Source organism: Neobacillus citreus (assembly GCF_018343545.2).
GTDB lineage: Bacteria > Bacillota > Bacilli > Bacillales > Cytobacillaceae > Neobacillus > Neobacillus citreus.
Genome location: NZ_JAGYPE020000010.1, coordinates 104,889 through 123,077, shown reverse-complemented (window position 1 = coordinate 123,077; position 18,189 = coordinate 104,889). Strand labels below are relative to the sequence as shown.

Annotated in this window: 20 protein-coding genes and 1 other annotated feature; of the genes, 15 read left to right on the top strand and 5 right to left on the bottom strand. The window is 40.3% G+C overall.

Annotation, left to right across the window (positions count from 1 at the left end; translation table 11 throughout):
- Positions 1-267: 267 nt before the first annotated feature.
- Positions 268-1,593, top strand: coding sequence for an MDR family MFS transporter (locus KHB02_RS08330; protein WP_213140167.1), 1,326 nt, complete (start codon positions 268-270; stop codon positions 1,591-1,593).
- A 128-nt stretch (positions 1,594-1,721) separates the two neighbouring features.
- On the opposite strand, the gene KHB02_RS08325 is transcribed toward KHB02_RS08330, so the two are convergent.
- On the bottom strand, positions 1,722-2,177 hold the full coding sequence (locus tag KHB02_RS08325; protein WP_213140166.1) for a YndM family protein: 456 nt from the start codon (positions 2,175-2,177) through the stop codon (positions 1,722-1,724).
- Between the two features lie 214 nt (positions 2,178-2,391).
- On the opposite strand from KHB02_RS08325, the gene KHB02_RS08320 reads away from it, so the two are divergent.
- The 4 genes from KHB02_RS08320 to KHB02_RS08305 all read left to right on the top strand — a co-directional run bounded on the left by KHB02_RS08320 (position 2,392) and on the right by KHB02_RS08305 (position 5,595).
- Complete coding sequence (locus tag KHB02_RS08320; protein ID WP_213140165.1) at positions 2,392-3,177, top strand: ABC transporter ATP-binding protein; 786 nt, start codon at positions 2,392-2,394, stop codon at positions 3,175-3,177.
- Complete coding sequence (locus KHB02_RS08315) at positions 3,161-3,922, top strand: ABC transporter permease (RefSeq protein WP_213140164.1); 762 nt, start codon at positions 3,161-3,163, stop codon at positions 3,920-3,922. Before KHB02_RS08320 ends, KHB02_RS08315 begins: the two co-directional genes overlap by 17 nt.
- A 21-nt stretch (positions 3,923-3,943) precedes the next feature.
- Positions 3,944-4,951 (top strand): ABC transporter substrate-binding protein, encoded by a 1,008-nt coding sequence (locus tag KHB02_RS08310; RefSeq protein ID WP_213140163.1) that lies wholly within the window; start codon positions 3,944-3,946, stop codon positions 4,949-4,951.
- A 62-nt stretch (positions 4,952-5,013) separates the two neighbouring features.
- Positions 5,014-5,595 carry an SCO family protein gene (locus KHB02_RS08305; protein ID WP_213140162.1) on the top strand — a complete coding sequence of 194 codons (582 nt, stop codon included), beginning with the start codon at positions 5,014-5,016 and terminating at the stop codon, positions 5,593-5,595.
- A 76-nt stretch (positions 5,596-5,671) separates the two neighbouring features.
- On the opposite strand, the gene KHB02_RS08300 is transcribed toward KHB02_RS08305, so the two are convergent.
- Entirely contained in the window at positions 5,672-6,178 is a 507-nt protein-coding gene (locus KHB02_RS08300; protein WP_213140161.1) for a gamma carbonic anhydrase family protein, read from the bottom strand.
- A gap of 223 nt (positions 6,179-6,401) precedes the next feature.
- Positions 6,402-6,658, top strand: a binding site (T-box leader).
- A 70-nt stretch (positions 6,659-6,728) separates the two neighbouring features.
- Between KHB02_RS08300 and ilvA the strand changes: the two genes are divergently transcribed.
- The 6 genes from ilvA to KHB02_RS08270 all read left to right on the top strand — a co-directional run bounded on the left by ilvA (position 6,729) and on the right by KHB02_RS08270 (position 13,251).
- Complete coding sequence (gene ilvA, locus KHB02_RS08295; RefSeq protein ID WP_213140160.1) at positions 6,729-7,988, top strand: threonine ammonia-lyase IlvA; 1,260 nt, start codon at positions 6,729-6,731, stop codon at positions 7,986-7,988.
- 245 nt (positions 7,989-8,233) lie between these two features.
- Entirely contained in the window at positions 8,234-9,838 is a 1,605-nt protein-coding gene (locus KHB02_RS08290; RefSeq protein WP_241113778.1) for a spore germination protein, read from the top strand.
- Entirely contained in the window at positions 9,786-10,886 is a 1,101-nt protein-coding gene (locus tag KHB02_RS08285) for a GerAB/ArcD/ProY family transporter (protein ID WP_213140159.1), read from the top strand. Before KHB02_RS08290 ends, KHB02_RS08285 begins: the two co-directional genes overlap by 53 nt.
- Positions 10,876-12,087 carry a Ger(x)C family spore germination protein gene (locus KHB02_RS08280; RefSeq protein ID WP_213140158.1) on the top strand — a complete coding sequence of 404 codons (1,212 nt, stop codon included), beginning with the start codon at positions 10,876-10,878 and terminating at the stop codon, positions 12,085-12,087. The genes KHB02_RS08285 and KHB02_RS08280 overlap by 11 nt, the downstream gene beginning before the upstream one ends.
- Before the next feature lie 19 nt (positions 12,088-12,106).
- Positions 12,107-12,307: a CLC_0170 family protein gene (locus tag KHB02_RS08275; protein WP_213140157.1), complete on the top strand. Its 201-nt coding sequence runs from the start codon at positions 12,107-12,109 to the stop codon at positions 12,305-12,307.
- A gap of 224 nt (positions 12,308-12,531) precedes the next feature.
- Positions 12,532-13,251, top strand: a complete 720-nt coding sequence (locus KHB02_RS08270; RefSeq protein ID WP_213140156.1) for a YebC/PmpR family DNA-binding transcriptional regulator — start codon at positions 12,532-12,534, stop codon at positions 13,249-13,251.
- 131 nt (positions 13,252-13,382) lie between these two features.
- Here the strand turns inward: KHB02_RS08270 and KHB02_RS08265 are convergent, their stop codons facing one another.
- Together KHB02_RS08265 and KHB02_RS08260 are read right to left on the bottom strand one after the other, a co-directional pair.
- Positions 13,383-14,294 (bottom strand): DMT family transporter, encoded by a 912-nt coding sequence (locus KHB02_RS08265; protein ID WP_213140155.1) that lies wholly within the window; start codon positions 14,292-14,294, stop codon positions 13,383-13,385.
- Between the two features lie 126 nt (positions 14,295-14,420).
- Complete coding sequence (locus tag KHB02_RS08260; RefSeq protein WP_213140154.1) at positions 14,421-15,212, bottom strand: GNAT family N-acetyltransferase; 792 nt, start codon at positions 15,210-15,212, stop codon at positions 14,421-14,423.
- A 272-nt stretch (positions 15,213-15,484) separates the two neighbouring features.
- On the opposite strand from KHB02_RS08260, the gene KHB02_RS08255 reads away from it, so the two are divergent.
- The 4 genes from KHB02_RS08255 (at position 15,485) to crcB (KHB02_RS08240) (ending at position 17,138) form a co-directional block, all read left to right on the top strand.
- On the top strand, positions 15,485-15,994 hold the full coding sequence (locus KHB02_RS08255; protein ID WP_213140153.1) for a YbaK/EbsC family protein: 510 nt from the start codon (positions 15,485-15,487) through the stop codon (positions 15,992-15,994).
- Positions 15,995-16,149: 155 nt separating this feature from the next.
- Entirely contained in the window at positions 16,150-16,290 is a 141-nt protein-coding gene (locus KHB02_RS08250) for a YrzI family small protein (RefSeq protein WP_213140152.1), read from the top strand.
- 114 nt (positions 16,291-16,404) lie between these two features.
- Positions 16,405-16,779 (top strand): fluoride efflux transporter CrcB, encoded by a 375-nt coding sequence (crcB, locus tag KHB02_RS08245; RefSeq protein ID WP_213140151.1) that lies wholly within the window; start codon positions 16,405-16,407, stop codon positions 16,777-16,779.
- Positions 16,776-17,138 carry a fluoride efflux transporter CrcB gene (crcB, locus tag KHB02_RS08240; RefSeq protein ID WP_213140150.1) on the top strand — a complete coding sequence of 121 codons (363 nt, stop codon included), beginning with the start codon at positions 16,776-16,778 and terminating at the stop codon, positions 17,136-17,138. The genes crcB (KHB02_RS08245) and crcB (KHB02_RS08240) overlap by 4 nt, the downstream gene beginning before the upstream one ends.
- Positions 17,139-17,162: 24 nt before the next feature.
- Here the strand turns inward: crcB (KHB02_RS08240) and KHB02_RS08235 are convergent, their stop codons facing one another.
- Complete coding sequence (locus KHB02_RS08235) at positions 17,163-18,179, bottom strand: DUF3231 family protein (RefSeq protein WP_213140149.1); 1,017 nt, start codon at positions 18,177-18,179, stop codon at positions 17,163-17,165.
- Between the last annotated feature and the right edge of the window lie 10 nt (positions 18,180-18,189).

The following is an 18,189-nucleotide window of genomic DNA, read 5'->3' as shown; positions in this document are numbered from 1 at the left end:
CACTTCTACTATAAAAAAATAGTAGCACAAACCATGGCCTTGGTTTGTGCTACTAATCTTAGTATGTTTGTGCATCATTTGCATGAGAACTGATTTTTTTTTTGAGAGGTATGGGGCGGTTCTAATGCAACATATTCCGGCGCCGATTATTCTTATTTTTTAAAAAATAAAAAATTAGTAAACCTTTTGCTATAATAGTTTAGTCTGAAATCATATATATGTAAAAAATTAGGAAGAGTTATATTTGGCTTTTTCACGGAGGTTTATATGGGGAAAAATAAATATGTATTTTGGGGGCTGGTCATCACGACCCTCATTTCGGCGCTTGACGCCAATATTATGCAGACAGCTAGTCCTACTATTGTCAAACAGCTTGGCGGAATGGAGTTGTTTGCGTGGATATTTGTTGTCTATATGCTGGCAAGTACAGTAACCGTACCTTTGTACGGAAAATTATCGGATATGTATGGACGAAAAAATCTGTTGATGATTGCGGTTGGAATTTTTACATTAGGTTCCATTTTATGCGGCATGGCGAACTCAATGGTCTCCTTAGTTATATATAGAGGTATTCAAGGCCTGGGAGCAGGCGGCATGATTCCACTCTCGATGATTATTGTCGGAGATTTGTTCACGATTGAAAAGCGCGGCAAGATCCAAGCGGTTTTCAGCAGTATTTGGGCCATTTCTTCAATTGTCGGGCCAGTGATGGGCTCCTTTTTCGTCGAGACTCTGACTTGGAGATGGATTTTCTTTATTAATATTCCGATTGGTATAGCAACTGTATTATGTTTGCTTCCTTATAAAGAGCAAACAGAATTTAAGAAAACTCATATTGACTATAAAGGTTTCTTTTTATTTGGGGCTTCGGTCAGCCTTCTATTATTATCTACCAATGTAGGCAACGCCATCTGGTATGTGATAGCGGGCATAATTGGCATGATTATTTTTATTTTGGTAGAAAGAAAGGAAGCGCATCCTTTTTTACCTGTTTCCCTTTTTAAAAATAAAGGCATCCTGATGACGAATCTATTTATGCTAGTGTACTGTTTATCGTTTTTTGGCACCTCTAATTATATACCGCTGTTTCTTCAAGAGGGCTCGCATATGAGTATTTATAAGAGCGGCTTGATTTTATTAAGCATTGCGGTCGGCTGGATGTTTGGCAGTACACCTGCTGGAAAATGGATTATCCGATTCGGTTATAAACGGTTATTTATTATCGGCAGTTTTATTACTGCGTTATCAGGACTTGCACTGTTTATGTTTATTAAAGATTTGTCGTATACGAATTTGTTTTTAATTTTGACAGTACAGGGCTTTTCATTTGGGTTATTGTTTGCAGTCGGCACGATTGCTTCGCAGGAGTTCGCCGAAGCCAATATTAAAGGAGTATCCACCTCGTTGCAGATGTTTTTGCGGAACATCGGTACATCGATTGGCGTTACCGTGATGGGGTTGATTATTAACCATACTGCAAATATTGTAAATGGCATGCAGAATGTCTTTCTCTATGCCTTAATTTTAAGTATGGTCACGGTTGTGCTAAGCTTCCTCATTCCTGCGAAGACTGCAGAATTGAGTGAGGGATAACAACATATGACTAGATAAGAAGGTTACACATAAAAATATTATGTAAATCTAATGGTAAAAGTCCTCATGAATTGTTCCATGAGGACTTTTTTTTATAAGAGTTAACCATGCTCTGAATTAGGTTATTTCTACTTATTCTCGTCCGAACTCCTGACGTCCGGCTTTACCGGAGTAAACTCCTCGGCAGCTTCTGTTTGGAAATGTGGTTGTTGTTGGATAGGCCTCGAGGTATTTGTAAATTGTTTGTTTTTCTCATTCGTAAGAAAACCATGGTAAAAGTATTCAAATAAGGCCACGGCAGCAGCTGAAATAAACGAGGCCCAAATTAGATTATTTTCGTTTGTCAGCATTCGCCCCATTAACCACACCACCAAAAAGGTAACTAGAAAATCCGCCACGGTTGCCAAGAGGTTGGTGGTTTTACGAAGAATCAGTAAATCTCCTACTACATAACTGACAATCCCCAGTACAGCCGTTATCAAAAGGACATCTCCAAAACTAAAATCAAAAAACAAACCGAGAATGATCCCAAGTATAATCAAGCAGGGTATAAACTTGGCTGCCAAACGATATACATTTTGCATCAACGAATCCTCCTTTTTCCTGTAGATTTCCCCTTGAATTTTCCAAATATACAAATACAGAGGAGCCTGCACCTTTTTTACCCAACCCACAATCATTAATTTGCAAAATTTGCAGAAAAATAATTGACTTTACCCACAGAACCTTTATAATAAATTTTAATCAATATAAATCCGATAAAATTAATGCGAATTATAGGGAAAGTGGGGATGCGAAGTGTTTCTTCACATTAATGAGGTAAATAAGCAGTTTCTTAATCAAAATGAGGTAAGTACTGTTCTTTCAGATATAAATCTGGAAATAAAAGAGGGCGAATTTGTTTCGATTCTTGGGCCGTCCGGTTGTGGGAAATCGACCTTATTATCTATTGTGGCCGGGTTGACTAAGCCCTCCAGCGGCGAGGTCCTCTTGAATGGCCAGCCTATTACCAAACCGGGCCGAGACCGCGGCATGGTGTTCCAGCAGCCTGCTCTATTCCCGTGGATGACCGTGGAAGAGAATGTTATGTTCCCTCTCCGCAAAGAGATGAAAAAGAAGGAAGCAAGGGAAACAGCCCACCAATTTTTAAAAATGGTGCAGCTCAGCAACTGTACAAAGCATTCACCGCATGAACTATCGGGCGGAATGCAGCAGCGCGTGGCAATCGCCCGTGCGCTTTCAATGAATCCAAAGGTCCTTTTAATGGATGAACCGTTTGGTGCGCTTGATGAGCAGACACGTTCGCGACTGCATACCGAGTTAGAAAAAATTTGGCTTGAAACACGGAAAACAATCCTATTTGTCACCCATAGCATCAGCGAATCTATTAAGCTATCAGACCGGATTGTTGTGATGGGAACGCGTCCAGGAGTGGTTCTCGAGGATATTCACGTAAAAATCCCAAGGCCGCGCGCAAACCATCCGCAAATGGTGGGCAAATTGGAAGAAAAGATTATGGGATTACTACAATCCGAGATTGATAAAGTTGTGAAAGAGGAACTCGCATATGCAGCAAACAATTAAACGCACCATATTCTTTGCACTGCTTTTAATCATCTGGCAGGGGGCAGTAAGAATTTTTGACATTTCACCAGCGCTAATGCCGGCACCAACGGATGTTTACGAAGCACTTGCCAAAGGTTTTTCTGATAAAACACTAATCTACGATATACTTGCCAGCCTGCGGCGCTTAGCTATTGGATTGTCACTTGCCATCGTAATTGGTGTCGGTCTTGGCATTCTTTTAGCAAAAAATAAAACCGCTGATGAGACTCTTGGAACTTTGATTTTGGCCCTGCAAAGTGTACCGAGCATCGTCTGGCTGCCGATTGCAATCATGTGGTTCGGCTTAAACGAACAAGCCGTTACGTTTATCGTCATTCTTGGCGCAACCTTGGTAATGACCATCAATATGCGGATGGGGATTAAAAACGTTTCGCCTCTATATATTAAAGCCGCACAAACGATGGGTTCAGGGGGATTAGACTTATTCCTTAAGGTTATTTTTCCGGCATCCATCCCATACGCCGTGACGGGTGCCAGACTTGGCTGGGCATTTGCCTGGCGAGCGCTCATGGCGGGGGAACTTTTAAGCAGCGGTCCGGGGCTTGGTTATACACTTAAATTTGCCTCCGATTTTGGCAATATGAGCCTTGTTATCGCGATTATGATCATCATCGGCGTCATTGGAACGATTGTTGATATTACCTTCTTCCAGCGCGTTGAAAAAAATGTCATGCGCCGCTGGGGTTTAGAAACTAGCAATTAGAGATTAAAAGGGGAGAAAAAGATGAAAAAGCAGGTATCTATCATCAGCATTATTCTATTATTGGTATTCGGAGCGCTAGCGGGCTGTGGCTCAAAAGAAGCTAGTTCCGGCAGTTCAGAAAAGGCTGCTAAAAAAGTAGTCATCGGTTATTTTCCAAACATTGATCATGCTCCGGCTATGGTTGCAAAGGCGAAAGGCTATTATGAAAAAGAATTGGGTAAAGATGTAACAGTGGAATACAAAACATTCCCGGACGGCGGAGCATTTATGACCGCTCTTAAAACTGGCGATATTGATGCTGGTTTAGTTGGACCTGGCCCAGTTATGAATAACTTTACAAACGGCGCAGATGTTAAAATCCTTGCAGGTGCCTCTTCAGGAGGTACAGCCATTGTAGCAAGCAAGAAGAGCGGCATTAATTCTGTTGAAGACTTCAACGGAAAGACGTTTATTACTCCAGGCGTTGGCTGTACACATGATGTTCAGATGGAAACATTTTTACAGGATTTTGGAATCTCTTCGGCTCGGATTGGCGGTACATTGAAGCATGTAACCGGTAACCCTGCCCAGTATGCAAGCATGTTTGAGTCCGGAAAAGTGGATATCGCGGCTGTTCCAGAGCCATGGGCATCACAGTTAGTGAAAGACGGCGGCGCGAAAATTATCGTCGACAGCTCTAAAATTTCTTTTGGTAAAACTCTGCCAAACACAATCTTAGTTTCAAGCGGCAAGAAAATTAAAGATGATAAAGATGTTATTGCTAAAATTGTGAAAGCACAAGATGAAGCTATTGCGTTTATTGAAAAAAACCCGGAAGAAGCAAAAGATATCACAATTAAGAGCATTAAAGAGATTACAAAGCAAGACCTTGCTAAGGATGTCGTCGATGCTGCTTGGGAAAATATTCATTTCACGACTGATGTCAATAAAGATGTGATTCAAGAGTTTGCTAACTCTTCCGTAGAGCTTAAATTCTTGAAGGAAAAGCCTGATTTTGCATCATTAATTGATACAGAATTTATTAACTAAAAATGAAAGAAGGTGCTGAGTGGATGCTCGGCACTTTTTTTAAGCAAAAGGGGATTGTGAGAATGAAACGTTTTTTAATTGTATTATTTTCCGTCCTGCTTCTTACTTCTTGTTCGGCGGATAAAGAAAAGAAGGAGAAGGTAGAGTTTCCGCTTAGCATGAAGGTGGAGAGATTTGAAGGAATCAATCAAGACGGGAAACAAGTTGGCCTATCAAAATTAAAGGGTAAGGTCTGGGTGGCTGATTTTGTGTTTACGAACTGTGACACGGTTTGTTCGCCAATGACTGCCAATATGGCCGAGCTGCAGCGAAAATTGGCGGATGAAGGTGTGGACACCCGGCTCGTCTCCTTTAGCATTGATCCAGAGCAGGATCAGCCTGCAGTCCTAAAGCAATATGCGAGTGGAGTGCAGGCTGATTTCGCAAACTGGGATTTAATCACGGGCTATAAGCAGGAGTTTATTGAAAGCTTTGCTAATAAGTCGTTTATGGCCCCGGCAGCGAAGCTAGAAGGGTCAAATCAATATGTGCACAGCACTTCGTTTTATTTAGTAAACAAAAAGGGGTTTGTTGTTCAGAAGTACGAAGGTGCAACGGATGTACCTTATGAGCAGATCATTAAGGATATTAAATCATTACAATAATATTTAGTATAATAATATTATGTAAACTTATATTTTTATCTGAAGGGCACTGCTTAAGCAAGTGCCCTTATTAATGTTATTTTAATATATCCTTAAATTCTTTCCCTTTCTGGACATAGTGGGCACTGGACATTTGCAGCATTTGCAAGTCCTTCTCGGTCAGCTCGCGGACCACTTTTCCCGGTGAACCTAACACAAGGGAGCGGGGCGGAATCTTTATTCCGCCTGCCAGCAGGGTATTGGCTCCAATAATACATTCCTCGCCAACCTCGACATTGTCCAATATGGTAGAGCCCATACCGACGATTGTCTTCCTGCCAATTTTACAGCCGTGGAGGATGGCATTATGGCCAATCGTGCAATCGTCCTCGATGATACAGGATTCAAACATATGTATGGTGGAATTATCCTGGATACTGCAGCGTTCTCCGATAATGATCGGACCGTCATCTGCCCGTAGAACAGCGTTAAACCAAACGGTGGAGTCTTTGCCGATGGTAACATCGCCAACGATATAAGCTCCAGGAGCGACGAATACAGATTCATGAACAGAAGGGGTTTTGCCATTGTAGGGAATAATCATTTTTACCTCTCCTCTAAATATCAGAATATTTTTATATTTCATTATAACATAATTAGTGGAAATATAGGGTAATTGTCCTTTTTAATGAAGCTGTCTTTTAAAAAATGACATCTGTGTCCTGAAATGGAAATGAAAGCGCTTTAATAATTGTCTAAATAATATAAATAGTCTAAAAATATTGACAGACCCTTTTTTCGGTGTTAACCTTATTAAAAATTGATTTATAAAATTGATGACGAGAAGAGTAGGATTTGCTGTTTGTCTAAAGAGAGTCGGCGGTTGGTGGAAGCCGATGACAGGCCTTATCTGAAAATCATCTCTGAGATGTGCTGCTGAAATATTTCCAGTAAGCCGCACCGGGAAGTCCGCCGTTACAATGGAACACGTATATTACAATGTACGGATGATCGAGAGCCGCAGCAAGTTGTTTATTGGATGCTGCGGAAGTAGGGTGGTAACGCGAGCTAACTCGTCCCTATACCAATGGGGACGGGTTTTTTATTGTTTATAAAAGCTGAGATTTTTTCAAACTTGAGGAGGGAAATTGACCATGAGTCAACAGGTCGAAACATTTAATGTGGAGGATATCATCATTGCTAGTCACACCATCAAGGATGTGATTTCGCCGACTCCGCTACAATACAATCATTTATTGTCTGAGCGTTATGGCTGCCATGTCTACTTAAAACGTGAAGATATGCAGAGTGTCCGTTCTTTTAAAATCCGTGGAGCTTACAATCGTATTAAGAGGTTGAGCCCCGAGGATATAGAGAATGGCATTATCTGTGCAAGCGCTGGAAACCACGCACAGGGGGTTGCCTATTCCTGCCACCTATTAAACATTAGCGGGAAAATCTTTATGCCGAATACGACACCAAAACAAAAGGTAAACCAAGTGAAGTTTTGGGGCAAGGACAGCGTCGAAATCGTTTTGGTAGGCGATACCTTTGATGATGCTTACGAAAAAGCAATAGAATGCAGCCGCGAAGAAAACCGAACGTTTATCCATCCGTTTGATGATTATGACGTCATTGCCGGGCAAGGTACAGTAGGTGTCGAGCTTCTAAATGACTGTCATGAAAATATCGACTATTTATTCGGAGCAATTGGCGGCGGCGGTCTAATGGCTGGTGTGGGTACCTACCTGAAGCATTTTTCTCCAGAAACTAAATTAATCGGTGTTGAACCTGAAGGTGCCCCTGGGATGAAGGAATCGGTTTTAAAAGGGGAAGTCACCTCGCTTGATAAAATTGACCCATTCGTTGATGGTGCGGCGGTTAAAACAGTCGGTACGAAGACTTTTAATATCTGTAAAGAGCTTATCGATGATATCGTAGTTGTACCTGAAGGAAAGGTTTGTACGACGCTTTTATCTTTATACAATGAAAATGCGATCGTTGTTGAGCCTACAGGTGCTTTATCTATTGCTGCATTGGATACATATGCTGAACAGATTAAAGGTAAAACTGTTGTATGTATCGTCAGCGGCGGGAACAATGATATCGGCCGGATGCAGGAAATCAAGGAGCGCTCAAAGCTTTATGAAGGACTGCAGCATTATTTTATCGTTAATTTTCCACAGCGCCCAGGTGCACTGCGGGAGTTCTTATTAGAGGTCCTTGGACCAAACGATGATATCAGCCATTTTGAATATACGAAAAAGAACAACCGTGAAACCGGACCGGCATTAGTTGGAATCGAGCTGAAGGATAGAGAAGACTATTTCCCTTTAATAGAACGAATCAAGACGAAAGGTTTTAACTGCAGGGAAGTAAATAAGGATAGTACGCTATTTCAAATGTTGGTGTAAAATTCCGAAAAAAATGTTGAAGGACACCAATATTAATATAAGCAATGTTGTAAGTGGTTCACTTAAAAAGTGGACCGCTTTTTTTATATGTAAAAATATTTATTATTGCAGAGCAAGACAGAAAGGAATATTTACCGAAAAATGACAAAAATTATCGGTAAGGCGGTGGTGAAGTGACCTTATTTAAAAATCGAAAGAGTAAAAATAAAAATAGAAAAAATACATATATGAAGTTTCATAGCGAAATGGAGGAGGAACAAGGTGACAGACCCATCAGCAGTACACTTAGAGAAAATGAGGAATATATTAAGGGAATTTTAGGAGATAATGACGATTTCACCATAAAGCCATTCAAAATTTTTGGGCAATTTCAAGCGGTGCTATTTTATTTTTCCAATATCGTTAATCAAGAGGCCATTAATAAGGATATTTTAAAGCCACTTATGTATTTACCTGATCATTTATTAGGGCGAAAAATACAGCCTGATAATTTGATTGACATCATTATGAATGAAACTCTATATCATAGCCTTGCAGATACTGGGAGGAATACTGAACAATTAATTGAAGCTCTTTTACGCGGAGAAACCGTTGTTTTAATTGACGGTATACCTATAGCAATTCATATAGGAACGAAGAGGATTGAAAAACGCTCCATTGACCAGCCGGAGACGGAGCAGGTTATTTTGGGACCACGGGAAGGGTATATAGAAAATATCTCAACTAATATTATGCTGCTTCGATATCGTCTTCCGACCCCTGATTTCCAAGTTAAATCGATGAAAATTGGCCGTTTGACAAAATCAACTGTAGCCATTTGCTATATTAAAGGAATTGCAAATGAGAAGGTCGTCAAGGAAGTGGAAAAAAGACTGTCTGAAATTGATATAGATGCCATTTTGGATGTGGGTTATTTGGAACAATTTATTGAAGATAACCCCTTCTCACCATTTCCACAAACGCAGTCTACGGAAAGGCCTGACCGGACAGTAGCCAATTTGATTGAAGGGAGAGTCGCCATTCTTGTCGATGGCTCCCCTTTTGCTTTGTTAGTTCCAGTTGTTTTTAATCAATTCTACCAAACAACTGAGGACTATTCGTCAAGATTCTTAATGGGCAGCTTTGTCAGGCTCGCCCGGATATTAGCTCTGGTATTTTCACTTGTTTTTCCGTCCTTATATGTGTCACTAATTTCATTTAACCCCGAACTTCTGCCGACTGAGTTTGCTGTAGCGGTAGCGGGTGGACGTGCGGGTGTCCCTTATCCTGCTGTAATTGAAGTATTAACCATTGAAATTTCGATGGAAATTTTACGAGAAGCAACAGTTCGTCTTCCCAAACAAGTAGGCGGAGCCTTATCAATTGTGGGTGTTTTGGTCATTGGTCAGGCTGCAGTTGAGGCGGGGCTATCAAGTCCTATTACAGTAGTCGTGATTGCATTAACTACGATTGGCTCATTTGCGACACCTGCCTATTCGGCTGCTTTTGCCCTACGAATGCTTAGATTTCCGATTATGATCATGGCATCAATTTTGGGATTATATGGCGTCGTTATTGGGATCATCTTTATTTTTAATCATATGTTGTCCTTAAAATCTTTTGGCGTCCCGTACATGTCACCTGTCTCACCAGAAAATTATCAAGGCATGAAGGATGTTGTAATCCGCAGCCCATTGTGGTGGATGCCAAAAAGGCCGGAGTTTCTGCATTCGGCAAATCGAACCAGACTTGGTAAAAATGAAAATACTGTATTAAAACATAACAAGGTTGGTAACGATCAACGGGAGGCTTCGAATAATGGGGGATCCAAAGGAGATTACAACACTTCAGGCAACAACGATCTTAATTAGTACCATTATCGGGGTAGGAGTTCTTCCATTGCCTTTGTTTGCCGTTCGGGCAGGGGATTCAGGTGCACCATTGGTCACATTATTAGGAATTGGTTTTGCGGCCATCGGCTTATTTATCCTCGCGTATCTTGGAATCCGTCATCCGGATAAAACGATCATTATGTACAGTGAGGATATAGTAGGTAAGTGGCTTGGGAGATTTTGCAGCCTATTCGTTATTTCCTTTTTTTTAGTATTAACTGGCCTAGCAGCACGCGAATTTGGGGCTGTTGTTGTAACGGCAGTATTGAGAGAAACGCCGTTGGAAGTGACCGTAATCGTGATGCTATCTCTTGCATGTATAAGCTGCCGGAACAATATCAATGTGTTTGCATACATTCATAATTTTTATTTTCCAATGATTTTGGCTCCGGCTTTAATTGTCGTGGCCTTATCGCTAAAAAATGCCAACATCCTATATTTACGGCCGATGGTTGGAAACAACTTTAAGGAAATGATGGCTGGAATGTTGACCATTTCTGCCTTGTTACAAGGTTCTTTTATCATAACAATGATAATTCCAGCAATGAAAAAACCTCAAAAAGCCATTAAGGCGAGCTTTTGGGGGATATTCGTTTCAGGAGGGTTATACCTATTAATTGTCATTGCAACTGTCTCTGTGTTCGGACCTGAAGAAATCAAACATCTGTTCTGGCCGACTCTGGAATTGGCAAGAACAACGAGCGTGCCAGGTAATATTTTACAGCGACTGGATGTCATTTTTTTAGCTGTTTGGGTAACAGCTGTTTTTACCACCCTTTTCTCAAGCTATTTTTTTACTATTCATTCTATAAAAGAACTTTTTAGGTTAAAGGACCATAAAGCTCTTTCCTATTTCATCATGCCTATTGTGTTTGTTCTAGCCATGCTTCCTCAAAACATCTTACATATGTATGAGGTAATCCAAATGATTGGCAGAGCGGGTCTAGTGATAACCATCATGTACCCGCTATTGTTATTAACAATTGACCTTTTAAAGGGATGGAGGCAGAAAAAACGTGAGGAATGATTATATAAAAATACTGATCGCAACCATATTAGTCATTCCTTTGCTCAGCGGCTGTTGGGATAGCCAGGAAATTGAAAAACGCGCAAATGTTTTGGCAATTGGAATCGATGAAGCAGATGAAAATGAAAAGAATAAAGAAGAAGCGATTGCTCATTTAGGAAGTAAATTTCCCAATCCAAAGGAAGATATTATTAAATTAACGGCTCAAGTTGCTGTTCCCGGTCGAATTCCATTAGGTCCTGAACAAACAAAAGGTTCAGGAAGTTCTGTTCTGGTTGTTAATGTGATAGGACATACTTTTGAAGATGCAATGCTCAATCTTCAGCAGGAGATTGCTGATGAATTGTTTTTAGGTCACTTACGAATTATCGTATTAAATGAAAAAGTGGCAAAAAGAGGAACACTAAGATTTAACGATTTTCTTAGGCGCAATCCGGAAATTCGAAGAACGGCTTCCCTTGTTGTTTCTAAAGAGCCTGCGGCCACCTATATGAAGCTGTCTCCGGAACTTGAGCGGGTCCCATCCCTTTATTTAGCAGATATGGTTGATAATTTATCAGCTTTGGGAAGATTCCCCTCCAGCTTTATTGGTTTGTTTTGGACGATTCAATCAAGCAAAGGACAGGATCCATACTTGCCCTATTTAGCTATTAAAAGTAAAGAAAATATTCAACTGAATGGTCTTGCTTACTTCAAGGGGGACAAGATGGCAGGAAAGACCACACCTTTAGAAATTGGCATCTACATGGCAATCCTTGGTATAGGGAAAGGAGGGTATGGTGCCTTCGTAAATGTACCGGACACTGATGAAATGGTAATCGTTAGGGCCATAAACCGCAAAACGAAAATAAATGTTAGTCTTAAGGACGGAAAACCACATGTCGTTATCAAAATTCGTTATGAAAGTGAAATTGATGAAAAACAAGGTCCGAAGATTATGCTAACAAACTCGCGCATAATTAAGAAAATAGAAAATGAAACTTCTAAGGGAGTCGCTCAAGCTATTCGAAAATTGATCGCAAAGACACAAAAAGCTGAATCTGACGTGTTTGGATTTGGAGAACATTTTCGAGCGAAACTTCCAAATTATTGGAATGACAAGGTGAAAACCAAAGATAAATGGGAAAAGGAATATAAATATCTTACCTATGATGTTCAGGTAAGTACCCATATACATCGTGTCGGTATGAAAGCAAAATAACTTTGGAAGGGTGTAATGCATGTATATTGGGTTTTTAGGCTATGTCATCGTCATCTTATTTTTAACAGGCTCTTTAATTCTCCTTACCGACAGTAAAGCATATAAAAATGCAAATATGAAAAAGGAAAAAATAGCATCACTCTTTTTGGGCTGGATAAACATCAGTACGGGCATTGCGTTATTGGCAGTACAGTGGATTTCTCGTTATTATTTTTGGTAATGAATGGCGTTAACACCTGCAGAGGTGTAGGTAATGATCATGTTCTAATGAACTTTCTTTCTTTTTGATAATCAAACTCTTAACAAATGAGCTAAATTAGGTATAATATTATCTGTGTATATTTAGAAAATAGACTCCCAAAAGCTATTTTTGAAAAGGTTGAATTGTAACAGCTTTTTCATAAATAATTTTGGATAGATTCAAACCAGAAAGAGAGTGTTCATATGGGTCGTAAATGGAACAATATCAAGGATAAAAAAGCAGCAAAGGATGCAAATACAAGTCGTATTTATGCTAAATTCGGCCGTGAAATCTATGTGGCAGCACGCCGCGGCGAACCCGATCCGGAGGCTAATCAGGGTCTAAAATTTGTCCTGGAGCGTGCCAAGACTTACAGCGTGCCAAGACATATTATTGATAAGGCGATTGATAAAGCAAAAGGCGGTTCTGATGAGAGCTTTGATGAACTTCGTTATGAAGGCTTTGGTCCGAATGGCTCGATGATTATTGTTGATGCCTTAACTAATAATGTTAACCGCACCGCTTCAGAGGTCCGTGCTGCATTTGGTAAAAATGGCGGAAATATGGGTGTCAGCGGTTCTGTTGCATATATGTTCGATGCCACTGCTGTAATTGGCTTAGAAGGAAAATCTGAAGAGGACGTCCTTGAAATCCTTATGGAAGCAGACGTGAACGTTCGTGACGTGGTTGAGGAAGAGGACCAGGTCATCGTTTATGCTGAGCCAGACCAGTTCCACGCTATGCAGGAAGCTTTCAAAAATGCTGGTATAACAGAATTTACTACAGCCGAACTTACCATGCTTGCGCAAAACGAGGTTGAGCTTCCGGAAGATGCTGTTGCTAAGTTCGAGAAATTAATCGATACGCTTGAAGATCTTGATGATGTTCAACAGGTTTATCATAACGTTGATTTAGGGGAATAATAAATGAAAACTCGCCGATTGGCGAGTCCGATAGGACGGTTCATGAGGCGTAGTTGAATTTATACTTTCTTATTAGCCAAAACAGAGGATAACCCAAAGGAGTCGTTATTCAACGACCCTTTGGGTTATCCTTATTGTTTTACAGCCGATAAAATAAATATTGTTGCAATGATGGCGAAGGAGCCAAGCCATTCAGCGGGTCCAAACGAAACCTGCAGCCAAGCAACAGATAAAAAAGCTGCCGATAACGGTTCTGCGGAAGCAAGAAGACTCGCTTCTGATGCATTAATATACTTCATACTTTCCATGTAACAGAAAAAAGCGATGATTGTTCCGAAAATGATGACAAACACCATCGCCAAAAATGACGTCCCGGACCAATCACCATGAAACTGCCATGGTCGATAGACAAAGCTGAAGACGATACCGCCGATCATCATTCCCCATCCAACCGTAATGAGCGACCCCCACTTTGCAAGCAGGCGGCCCGGGTATAGTGTGTAAAAAGCAAGCGCAAATGCTGAAAGAATTCCCCAAGTAAAACCAGGTACAGAGATTGCTAACGCATGAATATTCCCTTTTGTAACTAGCAAAAATGTTCCGCCCAATGCGAACAAGATGGCCATCAATTCAAGCTTTGACGGTAATCTTTTTTTCCTCAGACAAAGGTAAGAAGCTATCATAACAGGTGCCAAGTATTGAAGGACCGTTGCGGCAGCTGCATTATTATACTCAATCGCTGCAAAATAGGTATACTGAGCGGCAAGCATGCCGAAGATTCCAAACAAGACAAGCTGGACCACATCCTGTTTGTTTTTCCAGACATTCCATATATTTTGTTTCGCAACAGTTTGTGCAAAAAATAATAATCCTGTCCCGGAGAGAAGGAGTCGAATGACAACCGTCCAGCCTGAGTTAAAGCCTTTATTGTGAAATAAATATTGGGCAACTGTACCGGAAGCGCCCCAGCAGACAGCTGCGATAATCACCAATATAATGCCCTTTGCCCGTGGATATGGCAAAACTGCACCATGTGAATTCATTTGTATCCCCCCCAAAGGTGTTTCTAAGCTCTCAATCTCTTAATATTACAAAAGTTTCAAACGTTTTAAAAGGGGAATTTGTTCTACCTAACTTCGAATAAACTAATTATTTGATTAGGGACACCATTAGCTGCCCCTGATTTCCATCACACTTTTTCCAGACAAAAAAGCATGCCCTGTAATAAATTTTCCTAACGATTGAAATCCGTATTTGGCATATACATTCTCAACCCGCTCATCGATAGGGAAAACCCACAAGTTCTCCAAGCCTTTTTTCTTTACTTCTTCTTGAAGAAAATAAATGAGGTCGCCGATTAAGCCTTTGCCGCGATATTCTTCAAGTGTGGCAACGTGTTCCAAACGGACTTGATTCCTATGCTCGAATAAACAGGCAGTGGAGCAGGCAGTGCCATCCATCTTAAGCAGATAGCGGCTGAATGATGGATGTTTAAACTCTACGGCAAAGGCTTTTTCCCGCACCCCCCGGCCGCCAAACTCTTTAATTTGGCATTCGATTTCTAATGCATCTGTATAATTGGCCTCTGTAACTCTCTCTATTTGTATTCTGTTTTTTTGCTGTCGTGATGTTAATTCTTTATTCCAGATTTGGACAGGGGAGACGAGCTCTTCATATCGAAAGCCGCTGGCATACAATTCTTTGATTAAAGGTCCTTGATTTTCAATATTGAAGATATAGAATCTTGGGGTCAAGTTTCTTTTTTGATAAAAATCCAGTACCTCTTCGATGACAGACTTTGGATTAGAAGGAGCTTCATGGATATGTGCATGATTGGCGTCATAATAGGCTGGCTGATTTTCATTATAAAACAAGTACCCCCAGGATGTTTCGATTCTATTCGAAAAGGTATCCAGATAAGCAAGGTCTAATTCTAAAACTTTACTAAATAATGAATTCACTTAATTACCTCCCATTTTGTGTATTTATTTCCATTAAATCATAATCAGCGATGGAGAGACTACAAAAATAGGTAAATGTCCATACTCCCATTGTGATTGCAAATATATATCAATTTTATATTGTTAAAGTAGATAAATGATAGCAGTATCTAACAATATGGTTGCAGGTGTCCCTAAGTGCCGAAAAGCTTCAAAGATAAGCATTTGATTTGTTTTGCGCCACGAAAATTGTTATTATACTTCATAAAATTGATGGGAAAGGATGGAATAGGATGTCTTTAGAAAGTGTGAAAGCCCATTTCAAGCAATGGGGACGGGAACAGGATGTGATGGAGTTTGATTCGTCGAGTGCAACAGTGGATCTTGCTGCTGAAACCATCGGCGTTATTCCGGCGCGTATTGCTAAAACTTTGTCCTTCAGAGGGGAAGAAGAAAAAGCCATTCTGATTGTGGCGGCCGGAGATACAAAAATTGATAATAAAAAATTTAGGCAAACCTTTGGCTTTAAAGCCCGCATGTTATCTGCCGAAGAAGTGTTGGAACAAACGGGACATGCTGTAGGCGGTGTATGTCCATTTGGTTTAAAAAATGATTTAGATGTATATTTAGATGTTTCCATGAAACGTTTTGAAACTCTCTTTCCAGCTTGCGGAAGCGCAAAATCTGCAATCGAGTTGACAGGTGATGAAATTTTTGAATATTCCTTCGCCAAGGATTGGGTCGATGTTTGCAAAGATTGGGAAGGGGTAGAGCTTCCGGAAAAGGTAGCAGTACGCAGCTAAAAAGATTTATTCTGTACATAAAATGTTCAAACGAGATAAACTATTTTCTCAGACTAAAGGAGTAGAAAAATCTCCATCATAGTCACGATTTTAGATATGGGAAATCCTTCTATACTAGAGATAAATAAAGAAAACATTAGAAGGAGGAACTTAAAATGAACTTGAATATGTTGTTTTTTACCATAACAATAAAAAAACGTAATGTGACCATGGAAGAGGCCGTACACCAAGAGTTGGTCGATCAGCTATATGAGGAACATAAGGACCGGCAAATTTCCTCGCATTTATTTTTCTAAAATAAGGGAATCTTTCTTTTTCAAAAATCAGGGTTTATAATAAATTTGTTGTTATCTCCTGCGGGGTGTTTCCTTGCAGGAGTTTTTTATATCGAAGCCAAGGGGGCATTTCATTTGGTTTATTTTTTAGTGGGCATTGCCGGGGCGCTAGGTGCAATCTTAAGGTATTGGATAGGGATCTCGCTGTTTAAAGGCGCTTCTTTTCCTTTTTCCACTCTAACAATTAACTTAATCGGGAGTTTTCTGCTGGCGTGGTTCACGACTAATTTGTTTAAACGGGTTTCGTTGCCACCTATGATTACAACTGCGATTGGGACAGGGTTCGTCGGCTCATTTACCACATTTTCCACGCTTAGTGTTGAAACCGTCCAATTGTTTCATGATGAAAAAATTGTTTTAGCCGTATTATACGTTGCTATTAGTGTTATCGGTGGCCTTATAATGAGCCGATTAGGATTTAAATGCAGTGAGGCGGTGCAAAAATCATGACAATTGTCCATTTAATAATGGTCGGATTAGGGGGATTTTTTGGCGCAATTGCCCGTTTTTTGATAAGCAAGCAGTTAAATGCAAAGGCAGCAATTCCGCTAGGAACTTTAACTGTTAATTTAGCCGGTGCATTTCTTCTAGGAATGATTAGCGGGGCAAAGGCCGACCCAACGCTCGCTCTATTATTTGGAACCGGGTTCATGGGAGCCTTTACCACATTTTCTACGTTAAAATTGGAAATGCTAGAATTCCTTTTGAAAAAACAAAAATGGCAATTTTATCTTTATACATTCTTAACCTACATAATCGGAATTTTTCTTGCTTACTTGGGATATTTATTGGGCAGCCAATTTCAATAAAGAAAAAAATAGTTCGGATTAAGTTTACCCTTCCTTCTTTTTAGACAGCATCTCTTTGTCTTTCGTCCCGGGCGGTTGTTCTAGCCAGCTGTTTTTGATCATAATATCGGCACCACTCTTAGCGAATTTGGCAATTTCCAGTGACAGTCGGTCATACGTCTGGAATAAATCTGTTCGCTGGCTGGCTGCTGCTGCAGTTGCATAATTCCCCGATCCGGCGGCACTTAACAGTGCCATATGGTACATCATAAGTTTTTCTGAGAACACTTGTATAGTGGAATCTGTGATTCCAATATCTGAAGATTCAGGTGTTTGTAAATTATTTTCTAGTAAAGTTTGCGCAAAAATCGTGACATGTTTTTGTGAAATTTCTTTGCCTCGTAACATGAACTCCTGAACTTCCTTAGATGGTGAGGTTTGTGCGAAACTAAGAGAGATTTTTGCACCAATTGAATTAGTATGCACATTTAAAAATAAATGAGAAATCTCAATAGCATTTAACGGTCTTTTGTCACCGAATAGATTTAGCCCACTCAAATATTTTTTGCTGTCGATGTAGTCGGTTTCTCCAGGGACCTCAATATATGGAGACCGGACGAACAAACCTTTGCTTAACAAAACCTCCGAACTATTGTTATAAAGAGATGCTGTTTCGGTTAAGGCTGTTGTGAAAAAGGAACGAATGTCTTCCCTGGCGCTCATGGCGACCATACCGCTAAAAGCTAGCATGCCAGCTTTTGCCATGTGATTGACATAGCTTATACAATAAGAGTCAGTATATAGCCTTGGGGCGTTCAAGTTTACATCATTTTCGTTAAAGGCATTAGGTGCGGCAAAATTTTCTTTTTTAAATAGGGTAGTTAAAAAATCAAGGTGGGTCTCGGAAATGCCCAGGGCCATCTGAATAATCTGTTTGATATCCTCATCTTCAAGATGCTTCAGCATATAGGTTAAAACACACTTTGACATGCAATCGTTTATATAGGTGGTCCAAACACAGGCAATTTCAGATGCTGTAAGCTTAATATTGGCATGATTCATTTACATGACC

Bases quoted from the DNA above. Each gene is read 5' to 3' on its own strand.
- KHB02_RS08235 (WP_213140149.1), bottom strand. From the start codon at position 18,179: ATGAATCATGCCAATATTAAGCTTACAGCATCTGAAATTGCCTGTGTT.
- KHB02_RS08270 (WP_213140156.1), top strand. From the start codon at position 12,532: ATGGGTCGTAAATGGAACAATATCAAGGATAAAAAAGCAGCAAAGGAT.
- ilvA (WP_213140160.1), top strand. From the start codon at position 6,729: ATGAGTCAACAGGTCGAAACATTTAATGTGGAGGATATCATCATTGCT.
- KHB02_RS08255 (WP_213140153.1), top strand. From the start codon at position 15,485: ATGTCTTTAGAAAGTGTGAAAGCCCATTTCAAGCAATGGGGACGGGAA.
- KHB02_RS08315 (WP_213140164.1), top strand. From the start codon at position 3,161: ATGCAGCAAACAATTAAACGCACCATATTCTTTGCACTGCTTTTAATC.
- KHB02_RS08265 (WP_213140155.1), bottom strand. From the start codon at position 14,294: ATGAATTCACATGGTGCAGTTTTGCCATATCCACGGGCAAAGGGCATT.
- KHB02_RS08250 (WP_213140152.1), top strand. From the start codon at position 16,150: ATGAACTTGAATATGTTGTTTTTTACCATAACAATAAAAAAACGTAAT.
- KHB02_RS08325 (WP_213140166.1), bottom strand. From the start codon at position 2,177: ATGCAAAATGTATATCGTTTGGCAGCCAAGTTTATACCCTGCTTGATT.
- KHB02_RS08285 (WP_213140159.1), top strand. From the start codon at position 9,786: ATGGGGGATCCAAAGGAGATTACAACACTTCAGGCAACAACGATCTTA.
- KHB02_RS08310 (WP_213140163.1), top strand. From the start codon at position 3,944: ATGAAAAAGCAGGTATCTATCATCAGCATTATTCTATTATTGGTATTC.
- KHB02_RS08290 (WP_241113778.1), top strand. From the start codon at position 8,234: ATGGAGGAGGAACAAGGTGACAGACCCATCAGCAGTACACTTAGAGAA.
- KHB02_RS08330 (WP_213140167.1), top strand. From the start codon at position 268: ATGGGGAAAAATAAATATGTATTTTGGGGGCTGGTCATCACGACCCTC.
- KHB02_RS08300 (WP_213140161.1), bottom strand. From the start codon at position 6,178: ATGATTATTCCCTACAATGGCAAAACCCCTTCTGTTCATGAATCTGTA.
- KHB02_RS08275 (WP_213140157.1), top strand. From the start codon at position 12,107: ATGTATATTGGGTTTTTAGGCTATGTCATCGTCATCTTATTTTTAACA.
- KHB02_RS08305 (WP_213140162.1), top strand. From the start codon at position 5,014: ATGAAACGTTTTTTAATTGTATTATTTTCCGTCCTGCTTCTTACTTCT.
- crcB (WP_213140150.1), top strand. From the start codon at position 16,776: ATGACAATTGTCCATTTAATAATGGTCGGATTAGGGGGATTTTTTGGC.